This window comes from Marinobacter sp. L-80 (assembly GCF_056859395.1).
Map to the genome: position 1 here is coordinate 40,634 of NZ_JBSXOI010000074.1, position 24,490 is coordinate 65,123.

The 24,490-nt window shown below is 58.6% G+C and carries 19 protein-coding genes; 5 read left to right on the forward strand and 14 right to left on the reverse strand.

What is annotated here, in order from left to right:
- Positions 1 to 207: 207 nt before the first annotated feature.
- Entirely contained in the window at positions 208 to 480 is a 273-nt protein-coding gene (locus AC13E3_RS16230; protein WP_041645887.1) for a hypothetical protein, read from the forward strand.
- 25 nt (positions 481 to 505) lie between these two features.
- Here AC13E3_RS16230 and AC13E3_RS16235 read toward each other — a convergent pair whose 3' ends face one another.
- From AC13E3_RS16235 to AC13E3_RS16245, 3 genes are read right to left on the reverse strand one after another with little or no spacing between them, the layout of a single operon-like run.
- Positions 506 to 919, reverse strand: coding sequence for a response regulator (locus tag AC13E3_RS16235; RefSeq protein ID WP_008176796.1), 414 nt, complete (start codon positions 917 to 919; stop codon positions 506 to 508).
- A gap of 14 nt (positions 920 to 933) precedes the next feature.
- Complete coding sequence (locus AC13E3_RS16240; protein ID WP_041645885.1) at positions 934 to 1,491, reverse strand: hypothetical protein; 558 nt, start codon at positions 1,489 to 1,491, stop codon at positions 934 to 936.
- A gap of 32 nt (positions 1,492 to 1,523) precedes the next feature.
- Positions 1,524 to 5,057, reverse strand: a complete 3,534-nt coding sequence (locus AC13E3_RS16245; protein ID WP_053113500.1) for a response regulator — start codon at positions 5,055 to 5,057, stop codon at positions 1,524 to 1,526.
- 127 nt (positions 5,058 to 5,184) lie between these two features.
- On the opposite strand from AC13E3_RS16245, the gene AC13E3_RS16250 reads away from it, so the two are divergent.
- Positions 5,185 to 6,255, forward strand: a complete 1,071-nt coding sequence (locus AC13E3_RS16250; RefSeq protein WP_053113499.1) for a hypothetical protein — start codon at positions 5,185 to 5,187, stop codon at positions 6,253 to 6,255.
- Here AC13E3_RS16250 and AC13E3_RS16255 read toward each other — a convergent pair.
- Positions 6,252 to 6,503, reverse strand: a complete 252-nt coding sequence (locus AC13E3_RS16255; RefSeq protein ID WP_053113497.1) for a hypothetical protein — start codon at positions 6,501 to 6,503, stop codon at positions 6,252 to 6,254. The genes AC13E3_RS16250 and AC13E3_RS16255 overlap by 4 nt on opposite strands.
- Before the next feature lie 196 nt (positions 6,504 to 6,699).
- Between AC13E3_RS16255 and AC13E3_RS16260 the strand changes: the two genes are divergently transcribed.
- Positions 6,700 to 7,044, forward strand: a complete 345-nt coding sequence (locus AC13E3_RS16260) for a hypothetical protein (RefSeq protein WP_008176786.1) — start codon at positions 6,700 to 6,702, stop codon at positions 7,042 to 7,044.
- A 10-nt stretch (positions 7,045 to 7,054) separates the two neighbouring features.
- Here AC13E3_RS16260 and AC13E3_RS16265 read toward each other — a convergent pair whose 3' ends face one another.
- Complete coding sequence (locus AC13E3_RS16265) at positions 7,055 to 8,341, reverse strand: serine hydrolase domain-containing protein (RefSeq protein WP_053113496.1); 1,287 nt, start codon at positions 8,339 to 8,341, stop codon at positions 7,055 to 7,057.
- 124 nt (positions 8,342 to 8,465) lie between these two features.
- Positions 8,466 to 9,653, reverse strand: a complete 1,188-nt coding sequence (locus AC13E3_RS16270; RefSeq protein WP_108018187.1) for a sensor domain-containing diguanylate cyclase — start codon at positions 9,651 to 9,653, stop codon at positions 8,466 to 8,468.
- Between the two features lie 222 nt (positions 9,654 to 9,875).
- On the opposite strand from AC13E3_RS16270, the gene ybaK reads away from it, so the two are divergent.
- The gene (ybaK, locus tag AC13E3_RS16275) at positions 9,876 to 10,358 is read left to right on the forward strand and encodes a Cys-tRNA(Pro) deacylase (RefSeq protein WP_008176781.1); all 483 of its coding nucleotides are present in this window, start codon (positions 9,876 to 9,878) and stop codon (positions 10,356 to 10,358) included.
- Between the two features lie 3 nt (positions 10,359 to 10,361).
- On the forward strand, positions 10,362 to 11,555 hold the full coding sequence (locus tag AC13E3_RS16280) for a cation:proton antiporter (protein WP_053113494.1): 1,194 nt from the start codon (positions 10,362 to 10,364) through the stop codon (positions 11,553 to 11,555).
- 98 nt (positions 11,556 to 11,653) lie between these two features.
- Here AC13E3_RS16280 and AC13E3_RS16285 read toward each other — a convergent pair whose 3' ends face one another.
- The 8 genes from AC13E3_RS16285 to AC13E3_RS16320 all read right to left on the reverse strand — a co-directional run bounded on the left by AC13E3_RS16285 (position 11,654) and on the right by AC13E3_RS16320 (position 24,339).
- Positions 11,654 to 13,897 carry an NADP-dependent isocitrate dehydrogenase gene (locus AC13E3_RS16285; RefSeq protein WP_014578929.1) on the reverse strand — a complete coding sequence of 748 codons (2,244 nt, stop codon included), beginning with the start codon at positions 13,895 to 13,897 and terminating at the stop codon, positions 11,654 to 11,656.
- 484 nt (positions 13,898 to 14,381) lie between these two features.
- Entirely contained in the window at positions 14,382 to 16,370 is a 1,989-nt protein-coding gene (locus AC13E3_RS16290; RefSeq protein ID WP_053113491.1) for an acetoacetate--CoA ligase, read from the reverse strand.
- A gap of 16 nt (positions 16,371 to 16,386) precedes the next feature.
- Positions 16,387 to 17,166 (reverse strand): 3-hydroxybutyrate dehydrogenase, encoded by a 780-nt coding sequence (locus AC13E3_RS16295; RefSeq protein WP_053113490.1) that lies wholly within the window; start codon positions 17,164 to 17,166, stop codon positions 16,387 to 16,389.
- Positions 17,167 to 17,179: 13 nt separating this feature from the next.
- Positions 17,180 to 18,544, reverse strand: coding sequence for a TRAP transporter large permease (locus tag AC13E3_RS16300; protein WP_053113488.1), 1,365 nt, complete (start codon positions 18,542 to 18,544; stop codon positions 17,180 to 17,182).
- Positions 18,544 to 19,182, reverse strand: a complete 639-nt coding sequence (locus AC13E3_RS16305; protein WP_008176766.1) for a TRAP transporter small permease subunit — start codon at positions 19,180 to 19,182, stop codon at positions 18,544 to 18,546. Before AC13E3_RS16305 ends, AC13E3_RS16300 begins: the two co-directional genes overlap by 1 nt.
- A 116-nt stretch (positions 19,183 to 19,298) precedes the next feature.
- Positions 19,299 to 20,351, reverse strand: coding sequence for a TRAP transporter substrate-binding protein (locus tag AC13E3_RS16310; RefSeq protein WP_053113486.1), 1,053 nt, complete (start codon positions 20,349 to 20,351; stop codon positions 19,299 to 19,301).
- Positions 20,352 to 20,678: 327 nt separating this feature from the next.
- On the reverse strand, positions 20,679 to 22,124 hold the full coding sequence (locus tag AC13E3_RS16315; RefSeq protein ID WP_008176761.1) for a sigma-54 interaction domain-containing protein: 1,446 nt from the start codon (positions 22,122 to 22,124) through the stop codon (positions 20,679 to 20,681).
- A 109-nt stretch (positions 22,125 to 22,233) separates the two neighbouring features.
- Positions 22,234 to 24,339, reverse strand: a complete 2,106-nt coding sequence (locus AC13E3_RS16320; RefSeq protein WP_053115511.1) for a 3-hydroxybutyrate oligomer hydrolase family protein — start codon at positions 24,337 to 24,339, stop codon at positions 22,234 to 22,236.
- Positions 24,340 to 24,490: the final 151 nt, after the last annotated feature.

Consider the following 24,490-nt stretch of genomic DNA (forward strand, 5'->3'; position numbering starts at 1 on the left):
GACCAGAATGATTCCACAGTTCAGCGCTTACACAGCAGCAGGTTGCCATGCAGGGCAGTCTGTTCGCGCGATGGTGAAAGACATCTAACGGCTTTCGGTCAGTCCCGGGAGCCTATGTAGCGACCGGGTCAGCTTCTCCGCGAAACCCCGGTCGCTTCAGGCACCGGGGTTTTGTTTTTGCAGCCGCAAAACGACAAGGAGAACATCATGAAAAGACATCCGACAACTCGCGCAGCAAACCAGCCCATGAACAATCGCCAGGGCCCGATCAAGCGTCCGGAGAAGCTGCCGCTGCTGGATGCCATCTGCAAAAAACTTAATCAGCGCGTCAATCTGGATGACGAACAGCGGGTGCTGGGAGTGTATGAGCGGGGCTGGATCTTCAAGGGCGTCCTGGGCAATATGAACGACGCCGAGGCAAGGTACGTCAGAGCATTGGCGACCCGTTACAATTCATGGATTGCCCGGCAGGTCGCCTGATTCAGAAGCCGCGTGTCTGAACCGGTCAGTGGCGCCGGTTCAGACCCTGCATCATCGCCATATCGCCGCCGTGAACCATGGCGTAATTGTTGACCACATCGTGTATTTTTTCCTGGGAGTAAGGCTTGACCACGTAGCCGTTAGCACCGGCACTGATCGCCCGCTGAATACTCTCGATCGAATCGTCCGCCGTCACCAGCACAATGTGCTGCTCCTCACGGGCGTCCTTGAATTCCAGCATCAGTTCGTGCCCATCGCCGTCCGGCAACCCCAGATCCAGCAGGATGATGTGAAATTCCCCGGCTTTGAAAGCCGTCCTGGCGGAAGCTGCGTCAATACACTCGATCACCTTGGTTGCGCCAGCGTTGTAGAGCATATCCACGAGCCGCTCTCGCATCACAGGCTCATCTTCCACTACCAGCACTTTCAGATCCGTCATGTGGGTTGCTCCTCTCAAACTGTCGGGTCGTTGCCTGTGCGCCGCGGCAGGTCCAGCGGCGCTGGTCGGGGCTCGCTCATGTCACTGTAGTCAGGGCGTGGCGAGGTCTCCGGATTGGCCGTCGTCCCGTCCTCCATGCCAAACCGTGTCAGTATATTGCTGATGCTCACAGCGGTTGTGTAGAGGGATATCGCAATAATCAGAAGGATCGGCTGAACAAAGGTTACAAAACCGGGTACATCCGCGCTTCCCAGTATACTCAGGATCAGAATGATTGCCGGCCCCAGCACCACGAAAAGCGTCAGGGCAATGAAGAAAACAATCCGCTCCTTGTAGCGCCCGAGCTCCCGGTTGGTCACGAGACCGAGCACGAACTTGCCGATAGCCAGACCGGCAAGGATAGCGGCGGCGATGCTCAGGTCCGGTCGCAGCAGGGTTTCGTAAAGCCGGCCTTCCCACAACCGTTGCATACCGATAATCAGAAAGGGAAACAACACAAACAGGATGTCGGCATAGGTACCATACATCATGCTCAAGGAATGGTGTTCTCGGCGTTCCGGCAGCTCACTCATCGGGTTCTTCCTGTTGGTCATACTCACACACGTCAGCCTGGCGTTTTCGCAGCGGCGAGGGCACGGTCTATCATTTCACCGAGTTCCTTCAGTTCGCTGCGAACACGTTCCCAGTCCGGCTCAGTGACTTTCAGCAGCTCTTCCAGTATACCCGCCTGTCGGGTCATCAGCGGATAGCCCATGGCACCCGCCGTGCCCTTGATCTGGTGGGCTTCGGTTTTCATTGCTTCACGATCTGCGTCCGCCAGCGCGGCATCCATTCGGGTCCGCCGCGCGGCAAGCCCATCAAGAAACTGTGCCACCAGGTGGGCAATTTCAGCGTCTTCGCCAGTATCCGCGGCGAAAACGGGGCCCGTGCCCAGCAGCCGGTCCAGCAGGGCCGTCAGGTGGGACTGATCAATGGGCTTGTTCAAAACGCCGTCACAACCGGCCTCAAGCAATGCATCGGTTTCCGGCTGATCGCCAGCTGTAAAGGCAATCACCGGCCGGCGGAACCCGGCCTGGCGCAGCAACCGGGTGGCGTCAACACCATCCATTCCCGGCATGTGACGGTCCATCAGCACCAGATGAACCGTATCGGACAATGCAGTCCGAACCGCGTCCTCGCCGCCGGTCACTGCCACGACGTCCAGACCTTCCCGGCGCAGCATACGCTCTACCAGCTGCCGGTTTTCGGTGTTGTCTTCGGCAACCAGCACCTTGCCCTGATAGCGTGAGGTTCGTTCATTAGCGGAGGCCGGCGTCACCGACAGGTATCGTCCCAGTGTTTCATAGAAGCGCTGCTTGTCGATGGGCTTCGCCAGGTGTTCATTGCAGCCGGCCAGGCGATAGTCGGCAATGTCCTCGGACATCACATTGGCGGTGAGCGCGATGACTGGCGTATTCACCCCGGCTTCGCGAAGTGCCGCCGTCGCGTCACGGCCGTTCATCACCGGCATCTGTATGTCCATCAGGATCAGATCAAAGGGTTCGCGAATCGCCATTTCCAGGGCTTCCGCTCCGTTGCCCACATGGACAAGCTCGGCTCCGGTTCGAGACACCAGCAGGGAAACAAGCCGCCGGTTCACCTCATTGTCCTCGGCACACAGGATACGCCCTGACAATCGCGGCGCGACAACCATGGGGATGGTCCGGCGGCGCTGGCTCAGCTCCGAGGCATCGCGCAGGAAATGCACCTCATCCAGTGGCCCTGTCCGGATCGAAAGCTCAAACTCGCTGCCCTCGCCATAGGTGCTGTTCACCCGGATACTGCCGCCAAGCATTTCCGCCAGACGCCGGGAAATGCTGAGCCCGAGGCCAGTGCCACCATATTGCCTGGAAATGGCGGCGCTGCCCTGGGCAAAGGGATCGAACAGACGCCCCAATTGCTCCGGCTTCATGCCAATGCCGGTATCCACGACCCGGGCCACGAGCAATTCCTGATCGCGATCACAACGGACCACCAGGGAAATGGACCCCTTATCGGTAAATTTAAGGCCATTACCACACAGGTTGATGATGATCTGGCGCAGTCGGGTGGGGTCGGTGCGTACCTGCTCCGGCAACGGGTATTCGCAGATGATGCTGAAATCCAGTCCTTTTTCCCGGGCTCTTGGCGCGAAGAAGGCGCGAATCTCGTCAAGAAGTTCCGGCAGATTGACCGATACGATGTCCACATCCAGTTTGTTCGCGTCGATTTTCGAGTGGTCGAGGATGTCGTTGACCAAGTCCAGCAGATGTCGGCCGCTGCGCACCACCGTCTCGGCACTGCTTCTTTTCTCCGGCTCACTGAGATCCGGATCAAGCAACGTTTCTCCGTAACCGATGATGGCTGCCAGCGGTGTGCGGATCTCATGGCTCATATTGGCCAGGAACTGGCTTTTCGCCTCCGCGGAATTGCGGGCAAGCTCCTTCTCGAGACGCTCCTGCTCGCGCTCCCTCTCGATTCTCAAGCGATTGTGACTTTCGGTGGCGTCGATGCAGGTGCCTTCCAGATGGGTCGGCTCACCCTCGGTGTCATACACCGTGTGCAGTGAGATGGTCGCCCAGCGCTCGTCACCATCCCGGGTCAGGTATCGAGCCTCAATGCCCTTGACCGTGCCCCGGGCCTCCAGCTGCTCGATCACCAGCCGCCGCAACCGCTCGTCGGCGATGCAGGTTTCCAGTACGTCCGGGTTCCGCTTGAGCAACTCGCGGCTGCTGTTGTAGCCCAGCAGCCGCGCCATAGCGGGATTGGCCGTGACAAATCGCCGGTCCGGTGACATCTGGAACACGCCCTCGATGGCGTTATCGAACAGCGACTGGTAACGCTGAAGGTTCGACAACGCCCGCTGGCTCCAGCCCAGGGCCTCGCCCTGGACCTGCTTGATCCTGTCTGCCAGGGCAAACGAGAACAGAATGATCTGGGCGGTCAGACCGAATTGCGGCGAATAGGCGGTGAATGTGTTCAGCGGGAGTATGCCCATTACCGTCAGGGCGTAGATGCCGAAGCCCACCAGCGCCAGTGTCCAGGCAAAAAAGTAGGACCGGGCCGCCGGGTTGTAATAGCGCCAGGACAGGTAACTGACCACAATCAGGATCAGGCTCAGCAGGACAGAGCCAACCACAATCCATTCCATGGCCACGTGGTAGGGCAGGAATAGGGAAAGCACGAACGTCGCGACCACCGAATAGAGACAGAGGCGGATCACCTGATCAAGGTCGGCCGACCGCTCCCGGGTCTCCAGCAGTGACCTTGCCATCAGCAGGCCCCAGAACCAGGTCAGAATGATCTGGAAGTGCAGGAACTGCTTGTCGAACAGAGCGGGCCGGCTGTCGAGAAGCTGGATACCGTGAACCTGTTCGGTGAAGATAAAGATGGCCGCAAAGACCAGGTAGAGCACGTAATAGATGTTGCTCCTCTCGCGAACCGAGACCGCGACGAACAGGTTGTAGGCGAGAATGGCCAGCACCGAACCAAGCAGGATGCCCCGCACCAGCTCATCCACCGAGACTTTTTCGATGTAGCTGTCCGGATGCCAGAGGCCGATCGGCAGACGGAAAGTATTGGTGTTGACCACCCGCAAGTAGACGTGGCTCAGGGAATCCGGTGCCAGTGAAAGGCGGAATGTCGGGTTGGGGACGGCGAGGTCCCGTTCCACCCAGTTGTCCTCATAACCCGCCTGTCGCTGATCAACCAGATCCCCGTCGCGGACCATGAACAGGGTGACTTCATCCACCAGAGGCAGGGCAAGCTCAAGGATCCATCCGTTCTGGTCAGGATTGCCCGCGGAGCGGAGATCCAGGCGCACCCAGTATGCGGATTCCGTGTAGCCGAAGTTCAACACGCCGCCTTCGTGGCGGGTAAAGGCACCCGATTCGAGAGCGCGAACCTCATCGAGGGTCAGTTCCTGCCCCGGGTCCTCGAGATACCAGATGCAGCCACCCAGATCACGGATACTCTCGATACCGCCGTCCAGTACAATCTCGCCATCATGGCAGGGCCCGGCCGCACTGGCCGACACCGGCATCATGGCCGTGACCAGGAACAGCAGGACCGCTACCAAAGACGTCACCGCTGGAAGCGCCAATTCAAGCCGTTGCCGCAAAATGTGATCTCCGCGAGGGTAGATACCGGTTTTTTGTTTTACTGTCAGTAGCCACGCCGGGGCTATACCGTCCCGGTGACTCACTTTAGCCGTTTACACCGTTTTTCGCATCCCGGGGCCATCTGAAATGAGACATTCCTGCATTTTCGCCGCTGTTTCCATGACCACACTTGTCCTGAGTGGCTGCGGACTTGAGGATACCGGACCTTCCGCGTTCAATCCGGCGACCAATGTGGATCTGACGTTCTCGAGCTTCAACCTGGAAAACACGGAGGTGGCACCGGACAACCTCGGCAATACCCGTTTCTGGGACTTTTACCGGGGCATCCAGCCGGCAGCAGACGATTCCGACGACCTGCAAACCACCGGGGAAATACGCAGCCACATCGAGGTTTTCATCCGCGCCACGCCAACGGACGCCGGCAACAGCTATGACAGCGTGCGCAACCCGCTGGACCTGATGAACCAGGTGCTGGCCTCCGGCGAAGTCACCAATTTCCAGGAAGGCAAACGATACATCAGCCAGAGGATTGCAGATGGTGTCGCAGGCACCTACAACAGCCGGGGCAAAGGCGCGCAGATCCGGTTCACAGACCAGTCGGCGGTGATTGCCAATCTGCCGCTGAACGACCAGCTCTGGATCTACCCGACGCTCGACTGGCGTTACCTGCCGGATGGCCCGGAAGGCTCGGATCTCGAAAACAAGGTATATCGCACGATCCAGTATGTCAGCCGCAGTGTTGAAGAAGAGGAGCAGGCCGCCCAGCCGGAACTGGTCAGCGTGCTGGCAGGCAGCCGGTTTGATGCCAACAGTTTCATGACACTGGGCTACAGCCCCACCGAATTCGCCACCGCCGACTACCTGAGTCGGAACCATGGCAGCATTGAACTGCGCCAGGATTTCATTGACGAAAACACCGACACGCTGTTTATAAAGAATGACGAATCCGAGGTGATCACACTCGATCGCTATCCGGGTTATGGCCTGGGAGACAACAGCCCGGACTGCCTGAGAGTCGAGCTGGATTACAACATGGACGTGGTCAGGATTTTTGCCTCGAACGGCGAGCCAGCGCGCATTGACGATCCTGACTCAACGGACGAGCAGGACACGATACCGAATCCGGCCAATTGCACCTACCAGGAAGATGCCGACGCGATTACCAGCTGGACAACGGTGCCTGTCGCCGGCCGCTAGCCGGCGCCGCCATCCCTGAGGTCCCAGTTCTGCAGGAAGCCTTTCTTGCGGTCGATCATGCGTTCATAGGTGGAGATCATGATGGCCGCGTGGGGTGCTTTGACAAGACGCAGGGTTTTTATACGGCGCTCCAGCCGTTCAACTTCAGAGCGCACCTGTTGGTGCACATGATTGCGAACGCTGTCGTGATGGTCCAGCTTGACCTCGCGGGAGGCGGGCTGGTTACTGGGGGGGGTGGGCTTGTCCATTCGGCTTCTCGTCCAATGAGTCGTGATAGATCCTTTTCCCATCACGCAAGTCTGCACAACTGTCCGACATAGTGCAATTAAAATGAATAGAGTTTCATTTTTATTTTCAGCTCTGCCGGACCACCTGTCATCCAGACGACAGAACCCCTGCTATAGTTCCCTGTAGAGACGACAATGCCCACCGACAGGAGCTCCCATGACCCAGACATCCGTGGCGGATACCCTCCGTGAATATCTGTCGCTGCTGGAACTGCTGGACGATGCCTACTGGGAAGCCAGCAGCATTCACCACAAGGACATGCTGTACGACATCATCAGCATATTCAGCCAGGAAGTGGCCGAGATAAACAAGCTCAGTATCCAGGACCACCATTACCCCTATGAGGTAATTACAGAAGGCATACGCCGGGTTGTGCCCAAGCTTGAGCGACTTGATGAAAACCGGGAAGACGTCATCCAGCGCACCCAGACCCTGACGGATTTCAGGGACATTCTGTCCTCCGTGCTGGGCATACTCGAAGCCCAGCTCAGGACGCTCTGAACCCTTTGCCTCAGGCGGCGATCAGCGGTCGCCGGTGCTCGGGTATCAACGGAAAACGATTGCCCACGGTATACACGAACTTCGCCAGTGCCGGCAGGTGATGACCGACGATCGGGATGCCGGTGTTCAGCAGACTGACCGAAATATCTCGGGCCGCATCCGCCCAACACAGCTTGTTGATCAGACCGACGTGACCGAAAGCAAACCGGCTGTTCTGACCCCAGAGGCCCACAGGATTGCCACCCAGCATCATGCCGGCACTGAAGCGCATGGGTATCATCATGGTGCGGTCTATCTGTAGCGAACCGAACTGTTGAATGGCCCGGCGGATGGTGATTTCGCTGCAGATACGACGGCCGTTCCAGAGCCCGCCATTCAGCATCATCTGGAAGAAGCGGCCCATTTCCTCGGCCGTACCGCACAGATTGCCCGCCGGAATCACCGCTTCCTGGAACCTCGGGTCATTGGTAACCCGCTCGACGGTCCGGATATCGCCACCCAGCGCGCGGTTAACAACCCAGGAAACGGGGAAACGCGGCGTTGGTCCGGTGGCGTAATTGCAGGCCAGCTCATCGAGATGCTCCGGGGCAATGCCATAGGTAAACCATTTCATGCCCATGGGCCGACGCAAATGCTTGTCGAGGTATTTTTCAATGGTGTCGCCCGTGACGCGTTCCAATACCCGCTGCAGGACAAAACCGCCGGTGATGGCGTGATAGGCCACCTTGGCGCCGTCCACTTCCACCGGTCGTGCAGCACAGAGCAGACGCCAGATTTCATCGTTATCCCACAGCACATCAATCGGCGTTTCCCGTGGAATGGCAGGAATGCCCCCGCGGTGAGAAAGAATCTGGTGAACGGTGATGGTCCTTTTCCCATTAACCCCGAACTCCGGGCAGTAGTAGGAGACGGGATCCATCAGGTTGACCAGGCCCTGTTCCGCCAGCATGTGCATAAGCAGTGCCGTCACCGCCTTGGAGGCGGAGAAGTAGCAGATCGGAGTATCAGTCGTCATCGGAACCTTGGCGGCGTCGCGCGGGTCATGGGGGCCATTGCCACTGGCATGGCCAATCGCCCGGTGCAGAACCTGCTCACCCTTGTGGCGGATGGAAATCTGGATACCCGGGTGCACGCCGGTCCGGTAAAGGCTCTGGACGCTGCGCCACAGGGCATCAACCGTTTCCTGACTGACACCGGCAGCAGCCGGATTTTCACCGGCATCATCCCGAAAGGTGACGGATTCGAGATCCTCGGGAATCTGACTGCTATGGAGGGCACGGCGGGCAAGTCGGTTCATCGGCTCAAACCTTTTTCAGTACGATTGTTGTTTTTCTATGTTCAACAGAACCGGCCCGGGCCACATTGGCCGGGCCGCAGCAAAGCGGACGTCACCTCCTCCACCTGCCAGGACACGAGTCTCACTACTGATTATGGACCTGGTCGTGCAGGTGCGCCATGGCGACACAGTTGCGGCCCCTATCCTTTGCCAGATACATGGCTTTGTCGGCGGCGGCACAGAGTGTCGAAGCAGTCTGCCCGTGATCCGGGTAGACCGCAACGCCCACGCTGATGGTCAGGGGCACCGCCTCGCCATTCCCCAACGGCTGCGGCTCTTCCGCCACTTTGCGCCGTAAACGCTCGGCCGTTTCCTGGGCCTCCTCCAGATCCATTTCAGGCAAAACAATCACGAACTCCTCGCCGCCAAACCGACCGATGGAATCGACGCTGCGGACGCTACCCAGCAACAGGCGGCTGATAGCTCTGAGAACCGAGTCACCTGCAGCATGGCCGTAGGTGTCATTCACATCCTTGAAATGGTCGAAATCCACCCAGAGCACTGCCATGGGTCGCTGGTAACGACGGGCTCTCTGAAGCTCCTCATCCAGCACCCGGGACATCTCCCGCCTGTTCAGAAGACCGGTCAGGGGATCCCGAGTGGCCATTTGCTCAAGCTCTGTCTCTAGCACTTTGCGGTCAGAAATGTCCAGAATGATGCCTTCCAGGTGGAGCGAGCCATCGTCCTCCTGAACGCCTCGTCCCCGCTCCCAGACCCAGATACGACTGCCGTCTTTTCGGGTGACCTCGTATTCCAGGGAAAACGATTCTTCTTTTTCCAGGGCCACTCTGACTTGCTCGAACAGTTGCTGATTAGAAGCGTCGCTAACCAGCGCCGCATAGCTGGTGACCCGGTTGTTGACCAACTCATCGGGCTCATAACCAGTCAGCTTGGTGCATCCCTGGGAGACAAATTTCATTGTCCAGTCGGGATCATACAGGCAGCGATAAGCCATGCCCGGGAGATTGTCCATCAGGATCTGGAGCTGACGCTCGCGCTCACGGAGTGCTTGCCGTTGTCGGTGCTGGAGGTTGAGCAGGGCCCGATCCTTGGTGAGTTGGCGGAGCAACACAGAAAAGAGAATCACCCCGGTTATCAGCACAAAGAAAGAGCCTTTCCAGGTCTGGATGACGGAGAGGGTTTTCGGATCGGGAAACCATGTTTCCGCGAGAGTGTCGGAAAACGCAATCCAGGCAAAGCCGGCGATCAGATAGACCACGGCAGCCCAGCCAGCGCGCCGCAGGGGTGTGCGGTTTTCGTTCAAGCTTTTCATTCCCTGAGATTTCGACGACGAAGGCTCCATGAACACCGCCATCGATGTTTGAATATTTATAATGTACGAAAAATAGTCATAACGGCGCTTTAAGTCGAGCGTCAAATGTCATGCCCGGTAAAATCCACCCGGGAATCGGGTTTTGCCTCCACGCCAGACAGTTGTTGTGATGCCGCTTAGCTGCTTTAATTCCCGGTTTCTGCCGTCTTTCAGGAGCCCAGCATGACGCCTGGCATCAACGCTGCGCGCAAAGCCTCTGTACCCCATACCATCCATGAGTACGACCACGACCCGGCCAGCGAGAGCTATGGTACCGAGGCCGCCGAGAAAACCGGCGTGGATCCCGCCCGGGTCTTCAAAACACTGGTTGTGGCCATCGACGGCAAGGAGCTGGTGGTTGCCATTGTCCCGGTGACCACCATGCTCAATATGAAACTGATCGCCCGGGCCTCAGGTGGGAAAAAAGCCGGGATGGCAGACAAACAGTTGGTCGAGCGCACCACCGGCTATGTCCTGGGTGGTGTCAGCCCCCTGGGCCAGAGAAAACAGCTGACAACCTTTATTGACGACTCGGCATTGGACTTCGACACCATATTTGTCAGCGGGGGGCGCAGAGGGCTAGAGATTGAACTTGCGCCCCGCGATCTGGCCCTCCTGACCAAAGGCGCGTTCGCTCCGCTACATTCCACCCCCCACCAGGAGTAGCCCGTGAATCACGCAACGGATCTGCTACTAATCGGCGGCACCCTGCTGCTGGCTCTTGCCGCACACGGCATCGGCCAGCGCATACACGTGCCCAGGGTTACCCTGTTGCTATTGCTTGGGGCGCTTGCCGGGCCGGAACTTCTGGATCTTCTGCCAGCAGGTGCAGACGATCACTTCGGATTCATTACCCAATTAACGCTTGCCATGGTCGGCTTCCTGCTGGGCGAGCGCATGGCAGTGAAAAACCTGTCAGAAGGCCGGGAAGCCGTGATTGTGAGCCTCGCGGTCACTCTGGTGACGGCGGCATTTGTTGCCGTTGCAGTCTGGCTTGTTACTCGTAATCTACCCGCTGCGCTGCTCCTGGGTTCCATCGCAACAGCAACAGCACCGGCAGCAACACTTGATACGTTGAAGGAAGCTGGTGCGAACGGTCCGCTGACCCGGCTGGTGTTCCAGGTCGTCGCCATTGATGATGCCTGGGGCGCCATCCTGTTCAGTATCTGCCTGGTCGGTGCACAACTGCTGCTGGGCGAAGGCGGTACCGGGCTTTCGACCCTCGGAGTCGGTCTTTTGGATGTCGGAGGGGCGGTTCTGCTGGGCACGGTCCTGGGTCTGCCTATGGCCTGGCTTACGGGCCGGCTGCGGCCCGGCGAGCCGATGTTGCTCGAGTCCGCCGGGTTTGTTTTTGTAGCCGCCGGTATCGCGTCATTTCTTGGTCTCTCCTATCTGCTGACCTGCATGACCCTCGGCATCGTGGTCGCCAACCGGGCAAGGCATCATGTGCGCCCGTTCCGCTCAATTGAAGGGGTTTCCGAGCCGTTCCTGGCCCTGTTCTTCTTTATGGCCGGCTACCAGCTCGAGTGGGCCATGCTGCCAACCCTCGGCGCACTGGGCCTCGCCTATGTTGCCGCCCGGATTGCCGGCAGGTTGGCCGGCGGACGGTTCGGCGGCTATCTGGCCGGTTCTGCATCTCATACCCGGAAACGGATCGGCGCCTGCCTCATGCCCCAGGCCGGCGTTGCCCTAGGCCTGGCACTGCTGGCCACAGAACGGCTGCCGGAACTGACGTATATTCTGCCTCTGGTCATTGGTGCAACGGTGATCTTTGAACTGGTGGGACCCCCACTCACCCTGATTCAGCTCAGGCGAGCCGGCGAAACCGGCAAAGGCTATCAGGACGAACCGGACGAGGAATGAACGCCCGGTATACAGCCATAAAAAAACCGGAGAACCCGCCAGGGTTGTCCGGTTTTTTGAGGGCATCCGCCTGTTAAGCCGGATGCTCACAGGCTGACTTACTTCACGGATGCGCGAGCTTCTTCGAGAATCCGGTTCAGCGTGGCGCTGGGCTGCATCACTTCGCAGACCTTCTCCATCGGCGGGTGGTAGTAGCCACCGATATCCGCCGGGTTGCCCTGAACCACCGTCATCTCTTCCAGGATCTTGTCCTTGTTCTCTTCCAGCTGTGCAGACAGCTTGGTGAAGAACTCCTTCAGCTCCTTGTCGCTGTCCTGGTTGGCCAGTTCCTCTGCCCAGTAGCGGGCGAGGTGGAAGTGGGAACCACGGTTGTCGAGCTCGCCGGTTACCCGGGACGGAGACTGGTTGTTTTCCAGCAGACGCTCGGTGGCCTTGTCCAGGGTCTGACCCAGCAGACGCGCGCGCTCGTTGTTCTGCTTCTCGCCCAGCTCGTCCAGGGAGACCGCAGTGGCCAGGAACTCACCCAGAGAGTCCCAGCGCAGGTGGTTTTCCTGGATCAGCTGCTGCACGTGCTTGGGTGCGGAACCGCCGGCACCGGTCTCGTACAGGCCACCGCCGTTGAGCAGCGGAACGATGGACAGCATCTTGGCACTGGTACCCAGCTCAAGGATCGGGAACAGGTCGGTGAGGTAGTCACGCAGTACGTTACCGGTCACGGAGATGGTGTCGAGACCGCGAATCAGGCGCTCCATGGTCCAGCGGATGGCGCGAACCGGGGACATGATGCGGATATCCAGACCTTCAGTGTCGTGATCCTTCAGATAGGTGTTCACTTTCTGGATCAGCTGCGCGTCGTGAGCACGCTCGTCGTCCAGCCAGAACACGGCCGGCATACCGGTGGCACGGGCACGATTGACCGCCAGCTTGACCCAGTCACGGATCGGCAGGTCCTTGGTCTGGCATGCGCGCCAGATGTCGCCTTTCTCAACGTTGTGCTCGGTCAGCACGGTGCCGTCTTCGGCAACAACGCGAACAACACCGTCTTCCTTGATTTCAAAGGTCTTGTCGTGAGAGCCGTACTCTTCGGCTTTCTGCGCCATCAGACCAACGTTCGGTACGGTCCCCATGGTGGTGGGATCGAAGGCACCGTGAGTCTTACAGAAGTTGATCACTTCCTGGTAGATGGTGGCGTAGGTGGACTCGGGCATAACCGCCTTGGTGTCCTTGAGCTTGTTGTCACGCGCCCACATCTTGCCGGAGTTACGGATCATCGCCGGCATGGAAGCATCAACAATGACGTCGCTTGGAACGTGCAGGTTGGTGATGCCCTTGACGGAATCAACCATGGCGATTTCCGGACGGTGCTCGTAACAGGCGTGCAGGTCTTCCTGGATCTGCTCCTGCTTGGATTCCGGCAGTTGCTTGATCTTCTCGACCACGCTGGACAGACCGTTGTTCGGGTTCACGCCGATCTCGTCGAACAGCTCGCCGTACTTGTCGAACAGATCTTTGTAGAAAACCTTCACCGCGTGACCGAACACGATCGGGTGGGAGATTTTCATCATGGTGGCTTTCACGTGCAGGGAGAACATGACACCGGTGTTCTCGCAATCGGCAATGGCGTCCTCGAAGAACTTCACCAGCGCCTTCTTGCTCATGAACATGCCGTCCAGAACTTCGCCTTCCTGCAGCGGCAGGTCGGATTTCAGAACCGTCTGCTTACCCTGCTTGTTCTCGAACACGATGTTGGCTTTGGTCGCCTTGTCGAGAGTTACGGACTGCTCGCTGGAGTAGAAGTCACCACCGCGCATGTGGGCCACGTGGGTACGTGAGGCCGGGCTCCACTCACCCATGGAATGCGGGTATTTGCGGGCAAAAGCCTTTACGGCAGTCGGCGCACGACGGTCGGAGTTGCCCTCACGCAGCACCGGGTTAACGGCACTACCGAGAACCTTGGCATAGCGGGACTGAATTTCTTTCTCTTCGTCATTTTCCGGGTTTTCTTTGTATTCCGGAACGTTGTAACCCTGCTCGTTCAGCTCCTTGATCGCGGCCCGCAGCTGGGGAATGGACGCTGAGATATTCGGCAGTTTGATGATGTTGGCGTCCGGGTCCTTGGTGTATTCACCCAGTTCGGCCAGGGCATCCGGAACCCGCTGATCTTCCTCCAGATAATCCGGGAAGTTCGCCAGAATACGCGCCGCGAGAGAGATGTCGCTGGTTTCGAATTCAATACCAGCCGGCTTGGCGTAGGTTTCCAGGATGGGAAGAAGCGACCGTGTTGCGAGGGCTGGCGCCTCGTCAGTCAGTGTGTAGACAATCTTGGCTTTGGATGATGTCATTTTCGTCCTCAGGCTAATGGGTGGGTTCAGGACGGTCATGGCGGGGTCAGGCGTCTTTTGAACGTCCGACCTGAGCAATGACTGATTAGGAACTTTTGATAGGGCTACTAAGATACCATTTTTTCGTTAATTTTGGTTACGATCTTAGTATAAGAACGGACTAAAAATGCCTGATCTTCGGTTACAAGACGATGAAATGGCGGGAATTTACGAAACTTTCTAACATCGGACATTCGGGTAGAGCGGCAGAAGAACCCCTTTCCAAAACACGCTCCTAACGGCACATCCCTGTGACGCTTGGGCTCCGCCATCCCTGGCTCCGCACAGTTTTGGAAAGGGGTTCTTCTGCCGCTCACCGGGCCTCTCGGTGTGCCTCCGCGCGGTCAATCAAGGCCATTCTCGGAAGCATTTTTGTCGACAAAATCAAGAGAGTAAGTCGGATTAGCACAGCATAAACCGACAGCCTCCATCAGATTTCAGACCTTCAACTGGGCAACAGCCCAACCTCGGCCAACCGCTCCCGAATGTGATCCAACGCTTCGGGGTTCCCCAAAGCATCCCGATTGTCCGCCTTCTTCGAACCATTGATCAGACGGGCCACTGCCAATTCCACCTTTTTGCCACTGCGGGTGTACGGAATGTCGTTCACCTCCACAATGTGCTTGGGCACGTGCCGTGGGCTGGCGCCCTCGCGGATTCGACTCTTGAGCTGTTTCAGCAGATCGTCGGTGATTTCCTGACCGTCGGCCGGAACCACCAGCAAAACCACTTCCACGTCGCCGTCGATCTGACGGCCGACAACGAGGCTGTCTTTGACCTCGGCCACGGTTTCGACCTGGCGGTAGATTTCCGCGGTACCGATTCGAACGCCGCCCGGGTTCAGGGTGGCGTCAGAGCGGCCATAGATGATGGCGCCGCCGTGTTCGGTGAACTCGATGAAATCACCATGGGCCCATACGCCCGGGAAGGTGTTGAAGTAGGCGTCGCGGTAGCGCTCGCCATCCGGATCCTGCCAGAAGCTGACGGGCATGGATGGCAGCGGCTGACGGCAGACCAGCTCGCCGCGACCTTCACTGACCGGCTGGCCATCGTCGCCGTAGGCAACCGCGTCGACGCCCAGGAAACGGCACTGGATTTCGCCGCGGCGAACAGGCAGCAGTGGCGTTGAACCCACGAAGCAGCCGCAGATGTCCGTGCCACCGGCAATGGAGCCAAGCAGGGCGTCGGGGGCGCCATCGCTGTAAACCCAGTCATAGTCTTCCGGCAACAGCGGTGAGCCGGTGGAAAACACCACTCGCAGCTTGCTCTGATCCAGGGTTTTTGCGGGCTTGAGTTCGCCTTTGCGGCAGCCGGCAATGAACCGGGCGCTGGTTCCGAAGTGGGTGACCTTCTCTTCCGCAACGGTGTCCCACAGAAAGTTCAGGCTCGGGTAACCCGGAGAGCCATCAACGGTGATTACGGCGGCGCCGGTCATCAGGGCGGAGGCCTGCCAGTTCCACATCATCCAGCCACAGGTGGTGAAGTACAGGAATCGGTCTTCGGGGCCAACGTCGCCGTGAAGCATCAGCTCCTTGGCATGATTGACCAGCAGGCCAGCATTGCCGTGCACGATGCACTTGGGTTTGCCCGTGGTGCCGGAGGAATACAGGATATACACCGGATGATCCGGAGGCAGAGGCGTAAAGGAAGGAGCCGTTCCTTCGCCAGCAGCGAGGGCGTTTTCCCAGGTAGTCACCAGATCGCCCGAAATCGGAGCCTCGTCTGGCAGTTGCTGGACACTGACAACCGCCTTGAGCGTTGGCAGGCCGGCAATGAGCTCGGCAAAATCCTGCTGGCGCGCAAACACTTTGCCGCCGTAGCCGTAGCCGTTCACGACGATCAGAGCCGAAGGTTCGATCTGGCCAAAGCGGTCAAGAATCGCGCCGATGCCGAAATCCGGTGACGCGGAACTCCAGATGGCCCCAAGACTTGTAGCGGCCAGCATCCCCACCAGGGCTTCATAGCCGTTGGTAACAACACCGGCTACCCGGTCACCCTGTTTGATGCCTTTGCTGCGCAGGAAGGCTTCCAGGGCACCGGCATCGGCTTTCAGTTCGGCGTAGGTGCGACGCAGCACCGGACGGGTTTCGCAGTACGCCACGACCGCTTCGCGATCGCGGTGCTCACCATCTGCCAGCCTCAGCAGGTTGGCAGCAAAGTTCAGCTTCATCCCGGGGAACCATTCGGCGCCCGGCATTTCATGCTTGCCCAGTACTTTTTCAGCCGGCGTATCGCAGACAAGACCACAGTAATCCCAGACTTTTTGCCAGAAGGTTTCCAGCTCATCAATGGACCACTGGTGCAGTGCGTGGTAGTCAGCAAACGGGCCGAAGCCCTGCTGCTCAAGCCATGTCCTGAACTGGCCCATACGGGAATTGGCCAGGGTGTCTTCCGACGGAGACCAGACTACCGGTGATTGTTCTTCATTGCTCATCCATATCTCCTGAATGTTACTGCATATGCCAGCCGTGACTGACCACGATGGACTGGCCAGTCAAAGCCGCAGAGGGGAATGCAGCCAGATGAACCGCCAACTCTGCCACGTCTTCCAGGGTGGTGAATTCCCCGTCCACAGTGTTCTTGAGCATAACTTTACTGATCACTTCCTCTTCGGAAATGCCCAGCTCCTTGGCCTGTTCCGGAATCTGCTTGTCCACCAGGGGCGTGCGCACAAACCCGGGGCAGATGATGTTGCTCCGCACCCCGTGTTCCGCACCTTCCTTCGCCACCGCCCGACACAACCCCAGCATGCCGTGCTTGGCCGCCACATAAGGGGCTTTCAGGGGAGAAGCCTCCAGAGAATGCACCGACCCCATGTAGAGCATGGTGCCACCGCCGCTCTCGTACATGTGCTTGAGTGCCGCGCGAGTCACCAGGAAAGCGCCATCAAGATGCACATTCATGACTTTGCGCCAATCGGAATAAGCCAGTTTGTGCACCGGATCAATGTGCTGGATGCCGGCGTTCGCAATGGCGATGTCCAGACCACCCCACTGTTTAACCACAGAGTTGACGTTTACGTCAACTGCATCTTCGTCAGTCACATCCATTTCAAGGGCGATGGCAGTGCCGCCGGCCTGCTCGATGGCATCTACGGTGTCCTGGGCCGCCTCGAGTGTCAGATCAGCCACAGCGACCTTGGCGCCTTCGCGGCCGTAGGCCTCGGCAATGGCCCGGCCGATGCCGCGACCGGCACCGGTAATCAAAGCAATCCGGTTTTCCAGACGCATGGTTATTTTCTCCTTAGTCGTAAGCCACGCTGGGCAGCCAGGTCGCGATTTCCGGTACCACGAACACAATAGCCAGCGCTGCCAGCTGAATAATGATGAACGGTATAACGCCACGGTAGATGTCGGTAACGGCGATCTCCGGCGGCGCTACACCCTTGATGTAGAACAGCGCGAATCCGACCGGTGGCGTCAGGAAAGAGGTCTGCAGGCACATGGCAAACAGGATGGTGAACCAGACCAGATCAAAGCCAAGGCTCTGCACAACCGGGGCAACCAGCGGCAGGATGATCAGTGTGATTTCCACCCAGTCCAGGAAGAAGCCGAGCAGGAATACGCCGAACAGAATGGTCAGAATCACGCCATAAGGACCGAACGGCAGACCCAACAGAGCGTCTTCGATCACTTGGTCGCCGCCCAGACCCCGCAGGACCACGGAGAACGCGGTGGCACCCAGGAAGATGGCAAAGATGAACGCCGCCGTGCGCGTCGTCTGCTGCATGGAAGAGTTCAGCACGTTCAGGTTCAGTCGGCCAGACATCAGTGCCAGCAGGAGAGCACCCAGGGCGCCCACACCGGAAGCCTCCGTTGGAGTCGCTATGCCGGCAAAGATGGAACCCAGTACGCCCAGGATCAACGCGGCGGTTGGCACTACTGCCTTTGCCACTTCCCAGACGATGGCCCAGCTCACTTTTTCGGTACCTTCCGGCACCGGCGCAATGTTCGGCTGCAGCATCGGACGGATAATCGCGTAGGCCACGTACATGGCACCCAGCATAAGGCCGGGGAAGAAGGCGCCCATGAACAGGTCACCGACTGACGCCTCGGGAACCGCCAGGCGGTCGGCCATCAGAACCAGCATAATGGAGGGCGGAATCAGAATACCCAGGGTTCCGGTGGCACACGCCGTACCCACCGCAAAGCCCTTGTCGTACTTGTTCTCCATCATTACCGGCAGGGACAACATGCCGAGGAGCACGACGGACGCCCCGATGATACCGGTGGTCGCGGCCAACAGAACGCCGATAACGATGACGGTCACCGCATAGCCGCCGCGAACGGCGCCAAACAGTTTGACCATGCTGTTCATCAGTCGCTCGGCTACGCCGGACTGGTCAAGCATGATGCCCATGAATATAAACATGGGCAGTGCCACAAGGGTTTCGCTACTGACCACCTTCCAGATTCGCTCGGGCACAAGCCCCATGGAAGATTGATAATCGAACCACAGATTGGCTCCAAAATTCTCAACGGCGACGACACCAACAACGGTCCAGATAACCGCGGTGCCGCCCAGTACCCAAGCAACCGGATAGCCGGTCATCAGCAGCGCCCCGAAGGTGAGGAACATGCCGATTACAAATAGGGTTTCAAGCTCCATCAGGACGCATCCTCTTTCTTGGTCTCACCGGACTCGACCCGGATTGGCTTCGGAAAGCCGAAAAGCAAAGCCGTCACTTTCAGCAGACGGGACAGGGCCGCGACGATCAGGAGCCCAAACGACAGCGCGAGAACGCCCTTGAGAATCCAGCGGTAAGGAAGGCCCGCCGGCGCCTGACTGGTCTCGCCCTGCTCCCAGGAGCTCACGGCATAGGGAATCATTTCGTAGACCGCCAACACCAAAAACGGCAACAACAGGAACACCAGCCCAAACAGCTCGATCCAGGCCTGGCCTTTCAACGACAAGCGCTCATGGATAACGTCCACCCGCACGTGATCATCGGTTACCAGGGTGTAGCCCAGCCCCAACAACCAGCCCGCGCCAGCCAGATGCCATTGAACTTCCTCCAGAGTGACCGACCCCATGCCAAAGGCATAGCGCCCCACCACTGCGTAGATAATCACGCCCGTGACCACAATCCAGAGCCAGGAGGCACTCTTGCCTATTGCAGAAATCACGGCGTCCAGAACCCGGCTTAGCCAGGTGGTTGGAAACTCGGTGTGATGATGAATAAATTGACCGGCGTCCGACGCCGATGCATGCACCTCGGGCGGAGAGCCTTTATCAGACACTGTCATACAACAGTTCCTCGTTCAGAAAGCCTGCCGTGAAACAAGGATGGCCCCGCAGGGCCATCCAGACTAAATCAAAGAGCACCGGCATTGCGTCCGGTGCCCTGGGTCAGCCCCGAACCTTACAGGTCCGCCGGAACATAGGCGCGGGTATCCCACACCTTGTAGGATTCCATGAACTCCTGCTGGCTTTCATAGACACGCTTGAAGTCAGCATCCTTGGAAGCTTCTTCTTCAAGCACTTCCTCGGTTACTTCGCGCAACTTGAGCAGAACGTCGCGGGGGATCTGGTCAGCCTGAACGCCCTTGTCCTGGAACTCGGCCAGAACCTTGCCGTTCTTGTACTCGCCCTCGGCCAGACCACGGGTGGTTGCCGCGGTGCAGGAAGCCTCAACCAGCGCCTTCTGTGCCTCGGTGGCCCGTGCCCACTCGTCCTTGTTGATCAGCATGTACTGGGCTGTGAACTGCTGGTGCCAGCCCGGGAACAGGTTGTACTTGACCACCTGGTTGAAGCCGAGGATCTGATCGATGGCTGGCATGGAGAATTCGGTGGCATCGATGGTGCCCTTCTCCAGTGCCTGGTAGAGCTCGCCGCCAGGCATCATGGTGACAGAGGCGCCCAGCTTTTCGAGGACCTTGCCGCCGAGGCCGGCGAAGCGGATCTTCAGGCCTTTGTAATCTTCCAGGGTCTCGATGGGCTCGGAATACCAACCCGCTGTTTCAGGCCCAATGATGCCGCACAGCTGTGCGTGAACATTGAAGCCTTTGTTGGCATAGGTTTCCTGCAGCATTTCATGACCGCCACCGTAGTAATACCAGCCGATGTAGGCAGGCGGCTTCATGCCGAAGGGAACAGCGGCAAACAGGGGAATCGCAGGCACTTTGCCCTGGTCGTAACCGATCCAGGTGTAACCGGCGGAAACCTTGCCGTCTGAGACGGACTGCAGGATGTCGAACGGCGGAACCAGCTTGCCGGGCTCATAGACACGGACCTGGATGCTGCCATCAGAAGCGGTAGTGAGGTTGTCTGCAACCCAGGCAGCGGGAGAACCGAGGCCAGGAAGGTTGGTTGCGAAGGCTACGGGCATTTTCCAGCGCAGATCGTCTGCAAAAGCGGAGCCCGTGGTAAGAGCGATCGCACCGGCCACACCGGTGAGAGCCTTGAGAAGTTTCATTGGCAAGTCTCCTAACTTTGTTGTTTTGTCTGGCCTGGCGGCTTTCAACCAGAAAGGCCTGAACTGAGTATAATCAGAGAATGCAGGAACAGACGGACAGGGTGATGTTTGGGGTCCAACAGTTAGCGCCAGTCTTGTTCTGTGCATTGTTCTGACGTCCTGCGCCTCGGATATAGCAGACACTATGCCATCTTAGTTTTATTGATATAATTCAGCAAGTTATAAAATGCGGTCGAAGCCGGCACGAGGGAAAGTGTCCGGAATTTAGGACATCATTAGACGTCAGTCGTAAGGGATTGTACGGATGAGCAGACAGTCGTCCGGATTTCAGGACAACTTGGCCAGTTTCTCGTACAGAACAGATCGGGATATACCCAACAGCTTGGCAGCCCGGGTACGGTTGCCACGGCTTGCCACCAGAGCTTCTTCGATCGCCTGGGCCTCTGCCTCGGCGAGTGTCTGGGACAACGGCCTCACGGGTTGCGGTGCAAGAGAAGACACCGGGCGCGTCCCGGCTCGGGGCAACACCTTGAAAATCGCGTCGGCATCGAGCAAGCCACCTTCCTCGCCCATGGTCATTGCCCGCTCGAGAACGTTGCGCAACTCACGGATATTGCCCGGCCAGTCATAACTGCCCAGCGCCGAGACGCCGGCATCCGTAATCTCACCACGCAACTCCAGACCCTCGCAGATCTCTTCAAGAAGCGCTTCGCAGAGCACACCGAGATCCGCCAGCCGATCCCTCAAGGGTGGAATGGGGATTTCCAGGACATTAAGGCGGTAATAAAGATCGGAGCGGAAAGTACCTTCGGAGATCATGACCTCAAGATTTCTGCTGGTGGCAGCAATAACCCGAACATCCACCGAAACCACCTTGTTGGAGCCCAGCGGTTCAATCTCTCCCTCTTGCAGGGCCCGCAACAGCTTGGCCTGCAGCGGCAACGGCATGTCACCCACCTCGTCGAGAAACAGGGTGCCACCGTTAGCCAGTTGAAACTTGCCTTCCCGGGTGCGGCGATCGGCACCGGTGTAGGCGCCGGGTGCGACGCCAAAGAACTCGGCCTCAAGGAGGTTGTCCGGAATGGCGGCCACGTTCACTCCCACGAACGGTTTCTCCGCACGTCCCGAGACCGTATGAATCGCCTGGGCGAGTACTTCCTTGCCGGTGCCCGTTTCTCCCAGCAGTAGAACCGGCATATCGCGACCGGCCGCCAAGCGCGCGCGACGCTTGACCTCCAGCGCTGCCGGGCTGGCACCAACGAAATCACCGAGGCTGTAGCGAGTACCTCGTGCCTTTTTCGCCAACGCCTTGCGCGCGGCCGCAAGATCCTGGTGGAGCCGACGGTATTTCGACACCAGTGGCGTCAGGGGCTGAAGGTCGTCGTAAAGTACAAAGGCCACGGCACCGACGATTTTTCCGTTGTCGTCGTAGTACGGCAGGCGCGTTACCACCAACTGTTGCTGGTTGTGCTCCATGATGTCCAGCAGCAGGGGTTTACCGGTTTCGACCACTTCGGGCATTCGGGTGTGAGGGATTAGCTGGCGCACCGGTTTGCCGATGATGGTAGACGGATCGCCCAGGCCAAGAAGATGGGAGTAGCTGCTGTTAATCCAGGTAATCCGTGCATCGCAGTCCACGGCGATGGCACCGGCGCTGGCTTCCTCGAACATGGGAAACAGGGCTTCGATCAGGTCTCTGGTCAGGCCACTTTTATTGTTGTCAGAAAACAGCTGTGTCATGTACCGCGCACCAACGGGTCGAATGTCATTCATCTGGATAACCCTCGCACCCGACAGGCCGGGTGCAGTGACGGAAGTATATGGGGCCCCCGGACCGGGGGCAAACGAAGCCGGCCCCGCAACGGGCCGGCGCGTGTCACACTTATTCCGGGATCCGGACCTGATTGTCAGTAAAGACAATCCGGTCGCCAGCATCCGGCGCGGGATTGATCGCCGGCAGGTTGACCTCCGCCAGCGGTGTTGTGATAGCGCCCCGTGGCACCGTCCGGACTACCTGGCTTGGCGGCAACGCCCGCTTTTCAGTCAGATTCGCCCAGACCAGGTCCAGCGCCTGGAAATAATAGTGGTGCAACGGCACATACCGGTCAGCAACGCCCGGGAACCCATTAAGTACGTCCAGGTGATGCGCGTTCAGGATTTCGTAGTACCGCAGGTTACTTTTCTCCCCCTCCACTCGCTGGTTCAGGCCAAAATAGGGCCGGGAGGTGTGGTTGATGGGTAGAATCGCATCGGCACGGCCGGTCACGAAAACCGTCGGCTTGCCCTGCAGATCACCCGAGGCACGGACTTCGGCGATACCCTCGGCAATAGCCGTTGCCAGCTCGGCGTCAGAGCCCTGCAGATCAGCTCCGCTGACGGCGTCGCTGCCCTGGGCAAGGCTACGAAGGCACAACAGTGCATCCAGGCCATAGTCCAATTGGTTGGTACTTGGTGAAGCACTGGCAGGCAGATTGGTGGGCTGACCATCGGCACCATCGTAGACGATGTTCACCCCGGCCGACGGCGGAATGCCATTGCTGATAGAGAACAGAGCGGCCTCTACCCCCGGCGCTATCGGAGCCACTGCCCCGGCGCCATCCACGGCCGCCAGGCTGAGATCACAGACACGATCCTCGACACCGGCGCGACTATAAGCATTGGCATAGGTCATGGAAATACTCTGGGCTACGGCGAGCCCGAAGTGCACCGGCGCCAACAGATTCTGCTCCGGCTGAATACCAAAGTCCTCGTTCAGGATGCGCAGCGCTTCGGTAGCCCGGTCATCCAGCGTGGCACCACTTACCAGACCCTTGTTGGCAAGGGAGTTACAGATATTCTCGCCGATTGCAGGGGGATTGAAGGTGGCGTTCAATGGCGCATCGTCCCGGATCGCCGGCGCCTGGTTGGCACAACCCTGATAGACGGCAAGGGCCGTGGTGTAATCCAGCAGGCTGCGGCTGTGCTCGGTAATCTCCGGGCCCTCGCCCTGGCGTATGGTGAAGCTTCGGTCCACCTGCGGGTTCACGTTGGGCTCGGACACCGCCACTCCATCGATAAGGCCCTTCGTATCCTGCTCGGCTGCACGGACGGAAGAACCACCACCGTTGGAGACACTGGAGGCAATGACCACGGTGTTTTTGGGTTTGATGGTCAGCAGCGTTTCGCCGTTGCCCAGCTCACGGCCAAACTTCTCGTTCAGCACGTAAAACCCGAATTCGATGGACTGCAGTACATGCTGGCCCCAGTCGGCTTCCGGATTGGCTCTGGAGTGAGCGTGCTTCCAGGCAAACCGATCCGGCCACGCGCTGTCGAAATCCGCTCGCTGCCCATCGGTCAGGTCGGCCCGGAACTGCACTGGTTCGACATCGGAGGTGAGCGTGCCATCAATCCGCTGGGCGGTGTTTGTAGCCAGGTTATGGGAACCTGTTCCTGTGCCCTTGTCGGTGTATACGACAGCACACCCTTTTTTCAGGCCCCACTCGCCGGCCGTACCGATAGCACCGTAGATGCCCCGGGAGCCGGAGGACGGCGCCGTGACCATGCAGGGTCGATCCGGGTCAAAGCTATCGGGCACCTGGGCCATCACCGTAACCGGCACGTCGGTTCCGGGCACAGACATGTAGGCAATGAATTCTTCACCCGCAATCAGGCCTTCACCGCTGGCGTTAACCTGCGGACCAAAGAAGGTCCCATAACCGCCTCCGGGGGCGGTATCCACCAGTGCGCGGTAGTTGTTATAGATCGCCAACCGCCGGAGTTCTGCAGCGGTAGGGTTCAAAGGGTCTGCGAATGCAGGCCCGGGCGCACTGGCCAGACCGCTGGCACCCAGGCCCGCAGTAAGCAGGTCATCGGTGATACCGTCGTAGCTGGTCTGACTGATATCGCCCTGAATGAAATCGGGGATTTCGTTGAACGGTGGATTATCCTTGCAAGCTGAGAGGGTCAACCCCGTGGCGCCGATCAGGGCGCAGAGCATTATTCGTTTCATGATCGTTCCTTGTTTGTTGTTGTAAACGAACAGACCAGGCCGCAAGCCGGGCCCCGGGAACGCCATGCGCATCCTGTGCCAATTGGCTATGTATCTGATTTATATATATTAAAATTACCTATTACTTGAACTTGAGAGAATAATTCCGGAT

What these genes read in the sequence shown, in the direction of transcription:
- AC13E3_RS16300 (WP_053113488.1), bottom strand. Translation starts at nt 18,544, where the DNA reads ATGGAGCTTGAAACCCTATTTGTAATCGGCATGTTCCTCACCTTCGGG.
- AC13E3_RS16270 (WP_108018187.1), bottom strand. Translation starts at nt 9,653, where the DNA reads ATGAAAAGCTTGAACGAAAACCGCACACCCCTGCGGCGCGCTGGCTGG.
- AC13E3_RS16255 (WP_053113497.1), bottom strand. Translation starts at nt 6,503, where the DNA reads ATGGACAAGCCCACCCCCCCCAGTAACCAGCCCGCCTCCCGCGAGGTC.
- AC13E3_RS16310 (WP_053113486.1), bottom strand. Translation starts at nt 20,351, where the DNA reads ATGAAACTTCTCAAGGCTCTCACCGGTGTGGCCGGTGCGATCGCTCTT.
- AC13E3_RS16295 (WP_053113490.1), bottom strand. Translation starts at nt 17,166, where the DNA reads ATGCGTCTGGAAAACCGGATTGCTTTGATTACCGGTGCCGGTCGCGGC.
- AC13E3_RS16235 (WP_008176796.1), bottom strand. Translation starts at nt 919, where the DNA reads ATGACGGATCTGAAAGTGCTGGTAGTGGAAGATGAGCCTGTGATGCGA.
- AC13E3_RS16240 (WP_041645885.1), bottom strand. Translation starts at nt 1,491, where the DNA reads ATGAGTGAGCTGCCGGAACGCCGAGAACACCATTCCTTGAGCATGATG.
- AC13E3_RS16290 (WP_053113491.1), bottom strand. Translation starts at nt 16,370, where the DNA reads ATGAGCAATGAAGAACAATCACCGGTAGTCTGGTCTCCGTCGGAAGAC.
- AC13E3_RS16320 (WP_053115511.1), bottom strand. Translation starts at nt 24,339, where the DNA reads ATGAAACGAATAATGCTCTGCGCCCTGATCGGCGCCACGGGGTTGACC.
- AC13E3_RS16265 (WP_053113496.1), bottom strand. Translation starts at nt 8,341, where the DNA reads ATGAACCGACTTGCCCGCCGTGCCCTCCATAGCAGTCAGATTCCCGAG.
- AC13E3_RS16315 (WP_008176761.1), bottom strand. Translation starts at nt 22,124, where the DNA reads ATGAATGACATTCGACCCGTTGGTGCGCGGTACATGACACAGCTGTTT.
- AC13E3_RS16230 (WP_041645887.1), top strand. Translation starts at nt 208, where the DNA reads ATGAAAAGACATCCGACAACTCGCGCAGCAAACCAGCCCATGAACAAT.
- AC13E3_RS16260 (WP_008176786.1), top strand. Translation starts at nt 6,700, where the DNA reads ATGACCCAGACATCCGTGGCGGATACCCTCCGTGAATATCTGTCGCTG.
- ybaK (WP_008176781.1), top strand. Translation starts at nt 9,876, where the DNA reads ATGACGCCTGGCATCAACGCTGCGCGCAAAGCCTCTGTACCCCATACC.
- AC13E3_RS16285 (WP_014578929.1), bottom strand. Translation starts at nt 13,897, where the DNA reads ATGACATCATCCAAAGCCAAGATTGTCTACACACTGACTGACGAGGCG.
- AC13E3_RS16250 (WP_053113499.1), top strand. Translation starts at nt 5,185, where the DNA reads ATGAGACATTCCTGCATTTTCGCCGCTGTTTCCATGACCACACTTGTC.
- AC13E3_RS16305 (WP_008176766.1), bottom strand. Translation starts at nt 19,182, where the DNA reads ATGACAGTGTCTGATAAAGGCTCTCCGCCCGAGGTGCATGCATCGGCG.